The sequence below is a fragment of the Rugamonas violacea genome (assembly GCF_016461825.1).
Lineage (GTDB): Bacteria > Pseudomonadota > Gammaproteobacteria > Burkholderiales > Burkholderiaceae_D > Rugamonas.
Map to the genome: position 1 here is coordinate 1 of NZ_JAEMNU010000046.1, position 4,019 is coordinate 4,019.

Genomic DNA, 4,019 nt, shown 5'->3' on the forward strand with positions numbered 1-4,019 from the left:
GACAGCAGCAAGTTCGACAGCAAGCAGACCAGCGCCGGCTTCAACGTCAGCCTGTGCATTCCACCGGTCTGCTACGGCGCCAGCACGGCTGGGTTGAACGTGGCCCAGTCCAAGATCAAGGGTGACTTCCTCTCGGTGATCGAACAGAGCGGCATCAAGGCCGGCGACGGCGGCTTTCAGGTTTCCGTCGGCGGCAACACCGATTTGAAGGGCGGCGTGTTGAGCAGCAGTCAGGCGGCCATCGAGCGGGGCCTGAACGGCCTGCTGACGGCCAGCCTGACGGCCAGCGAGTTGCACAACAAGGACGAGCATGACGCCAGCGGCTTTGCCCTGTCCGGTTCGGTCAGCGGCAATCTGGGCGACCAGAGCGGCGCAAAGGAGGGAAAGCAGGCGGATGCCAGGGACAGTAAAAAAGTTCCCGGCGCCGGCGGCGGCTTTGGTTCGGACAGCGGCAGCCAGAGCAGCGTGACGCGCAGCGGCATCAGCGGCGGCGTGATCCTCATCACGGACCAGGCCCGACAAGCGGCCAGCGGCAAGGATGTCGCCGCCGTGCTGGCCGGCATCGCGACCGACGTGACGACCGAAAACGCCGCGAGCCAGTCCGGCGTGTTGGCCAAGGATTGGGACGCGAAGCAGTTGCAGAAGGAAGTCGACGCGCAGATCGCCATTACGCAGGAATTCAGCAGGCAGGCGCCGAAGCAGATCGCCAAGTTCGCCGACGAGCAGCGGGCGGCCATCCTGGCCCAGGGCGGCACTGAGGAGGAAGCCAACAAGTGGGGCGAGGGTGGTGTTTACCGCGTCGCCTTGCACGCGGTGAGTGGTGGACTGACCGGTGGCCTGGCTGGCGCGGCCGGATCGGCCGCGGTGGCGAGCGGCGCCAAGTTGCTGAACACCATGCAAGATGAAGTCGAGCTGGCTTTGCGGCAGCAAGGGCTGAGCGCCGACGCGGCAAAGATGCTGGCGCAAGGGTTGGCGGAGGCGACGTCGCTGAGCATCGGGGCGGTTGCGGGTGGCGGTGCCGGTGCGGCGGCGGCGCTCGGGACGGATACCAATAATCGGCAGTTGCATCCGAACGAACGCAAGTGGGCAAAAGACAATGCTAAGAAGTATCAGCAATACCTAGCGGACAAAATGGGGGAAAGCATCTCAGCTGAAGATGCATACCAGCGACTGTTATCCGCTGGTTACGCGATCGTGGACAATGCGGCGCAAAAAGGCGGGAAGAGTGATGTATCCGCATTGCAGTATATATCGGAGAATAAAACAGCAGGGCTATTTTTCGCAACAGCTGCCGAGCGTACCAGTCCATTCTTGAGCGGAAATACCGACGGTTCTTGGAGCCCGGAAATGGCAGCGCGATTTGGCCAAAAAACGCCTGGAGAAAGCGCGAGTAGAGCGGTTACCAAAGCGATTGATTATTTGGGGAAGCCTTGTGGAGATAACTGCGGTAGCAAATTTGACGCTATTGCTGCTGCAATAGATTTATTGGAAAAAGCATCAGTTTTATATCAGGATGATCCAGGTAGTATCAATGTTATCGACCGGCAAATTAATCAATTGAAAGCTGGTATTACCCAAAATGAGATTGCGAAAGGGGCAGCTCAATCGATTTCTGAAATGGATAAGGCAGTGGCAGAAATATTGTTAAGCTCTTCATCTCGGGTTGTGGCTAAAGTAATGCTAGAGGAGAGATTAAATGTTATTTCAATAATTCAGGAGTTAAAGGACATGCGTTTATCGTTGCCATCTAGCGCAAGAAACGGAGGAAATATGGGGCTCGCTCAAATTGAAATTTCTGGCCTACCAAGTCGCATGGCAGCCAGTAGTAAAATTGAGACCCCGACAGCTAATCAATTTAGTAATGGTTTTGTTGGGAGAGTTCCTGAAACTTTTCCGAGTTTCTCCGTACCGATTTCCACTGGAGATGTCCTTGTTGATCGTGCAATAGATTCAGAGGCGAAGATACTAAATAATATTGCCATTCAGTTGGGCGATAATTTTTCTATTCGTGGTAAAATTAATTTACTCACGGAGCGACCACCTTGTCCAAGTTGTTCTAGTGTGATTGACTTATTTCGAGTGAGATACCCAAATATTACTTTAAATATTTTTGATAATAATGGCGTTGTTCTACGGCCACCTAAGAAGGGGAAATGAAATGCTTGAGCGGGTTACTTATAGCGAAATTCGTGCATGGCTGCTTGAATGTTACTATGGTTATTGTCAAATGAAATTGTTTCATGGCCATAAATGGGATGAAGGAGAGCATGAGCTTGGTTATGCATATGAGCAATATTGTGATGCATTTTTAATGCCGATTGAAAATTTGATGCTTGAAGTACTTTCTTTAGTTTTAGCATCTAAACGACTTCCTAAGTTTGAACAGTGTCGCCGTGAAAAAATAGCAATGTTAATGCCGGGTATTGAGTTGGATGAATTTATGCTTAGTTTGCCAGCGGACGAAGCTGGGGAATTTTTATGTGATCTAAAAATTCTTAAATTGGTCTGAAAAAGACCGAGATAGACAAGGCGGGAAAGGCTATTGTGAAAGAGAAAGCGATGTCTGTCTATTTGTAAGAAAGATAGTTGGGAGGTACTCTTTGGTGCGTTCAGAAGATAGAGGGATCGACTTTTGATCTCATCGACTTGGCACCACCGAAACTGTGCTGGTGCCCAAGGTCTACCTGGCCCACGCCGGCGCCGGCGCCGTCAAGCCCGGCGGCGCGTTGGTCACCGGCGTCAGCATCAGCACCAGCGAGGGCGACATCGTCAACCAGACCTTGAGCATCAAACAGGAGTACAGCGGTGTCAGTCCGGGCGCCGTCAACGGCGGCGGTTACACCTCGCTGTCGAACCAGGCCGGCATCGTCGCCACGGGCGCGCTGACGCTCGACGCCAAGCGCGACATCGTCGACACGGGCGGCGTCATCGGCGCCGCCAGCGCCACCGTCACGGCCGGCCGCGACATCGCCTTCAACACCGTGCGGACCGGTAGCACCTATCAGTCGCAGGTGCAGGGCTTCACCGAGCAGGACAACAGCGTCACCCACCAGCTGAGCCAGCTCGCCACCAGCGGCGACCTGGCCATGACGGCCGGCCGCGACCTGGCGCTGAGCGGCGCGCAAGTGGCGGCCGGCGGCAAAGGCATACTTGAGGCCGGCCGCGCGCTGAGCGTGACGGCCGTCAAGAACGAGGTCAACGTCGACGTCAGCAACGATCCGCGCAGCAAGATGTACGACAAGGTGGTGCACCGCGACGAAACGGTGGTCGGCGCCGCCGTCTCCGCCGGCGGCGACCTGACGCTGAAGGCCGGCGGCAAGGAGACCGGCGCCTTGAGCCTGGTCGCCAGCGGCGTGGCCGGCGGCGGCAAGGTCGAGTTGACGGCGACGGGCGACGTCGCCATCAAGCAACTGCGGGAGGAGCACCTGTCGGACACGGCCAGCCACCGCGAGTGGAAGAGCACGTTCAAAAAGGGCAGCAGCGACAGCGCCGATTACAGCGCGAGCAGCCACGTGGTGGGCGGCAGCGTGACGGGCGCCGACGTGACCGTGCGGGCCGGGCGCGACATCGTCGTCGTCGCCAGCCAACTGACGGCCAGCGATGCGCTGACCTTGGCCGCCGAGCGCGACCTGAGCGTGCTCAGCGCCGAGCAGAGCGGCAGCGAGCGGCACAGCTCGGAAGTCAAGCAGAGCGGTTTCAGCCTGAACCTGACGACCGGCGTCGGCCACAGCAAGAGCCAGGACGACAAGAGCGGCAACGGCGACACGGTGCGGCAGATCGGCAGCGTGCTCAGCGGCGGGAGCGTAACGGCCACCAGCGGACGCGACACGCTGGTCAAGGCCAGCACGGTGGTGGCCGACCAGAAGGTCAGCATCGCCGCCAAGGGCGACCTGAGCATCGTCAGCGCGGCCGACCGCGACACGGGGGACTACGCCACCAGCAGCAAGAAGTCCGGCTCGATCGGCAGCAACTTCCAGCCGGCCTACGGCAACGTCAAGACCACCACCGACGGCAAGCAC

The 4,019-nt window shown here is 57.8% G+C and carries 3 protein-coding genes; all 3 read left to right on the top strand.

Going from position 1 to position 4,019, the window contains the following annotated elements; translation table 11 throughout:
- A partial coding sequence (locus tag H7U20_RS10070) for a deaminase domain-containing protein (RefSeq protein WP_304621720.1) occupies positions 1 to 2,157 on the top strand: 2,157 nt, incomplete at its 5' end.
- Between the two features lies 1 nt (position 2,158).
- Positions 2,159 to 2,509, top strand: a complete 351-nt coding sequence (locus H7U20_RS10075) for a hypothetical protein (RefSeq protein WP_199759026.1) — start codon at positions 2,159 to 2,161, stop codon at positions 2,507 to 2,509.
- A gap of 160 nt (positions 2,510 to 2,669) precedes the next feature.
- Positions 2,670 to 4,019, top strand: a 1,350-nt coding sequence (locus H7U20_RS10080) for a hemagglutinin repeat-containing protein (protein ID WP_199759027.1), incomplete at its 3' end; no start/stop codon positions are given.

What these genes read in the sequence shown, in the direction of transcription:
- H7U20_RS10075 (WP_199759026.1), top strand. Translation starts at nt 2,159, where the DNA reads ATGCTTGAGCGGGTTACTTATAGCGAAATTCGTGCATGGCTGCTTGAA.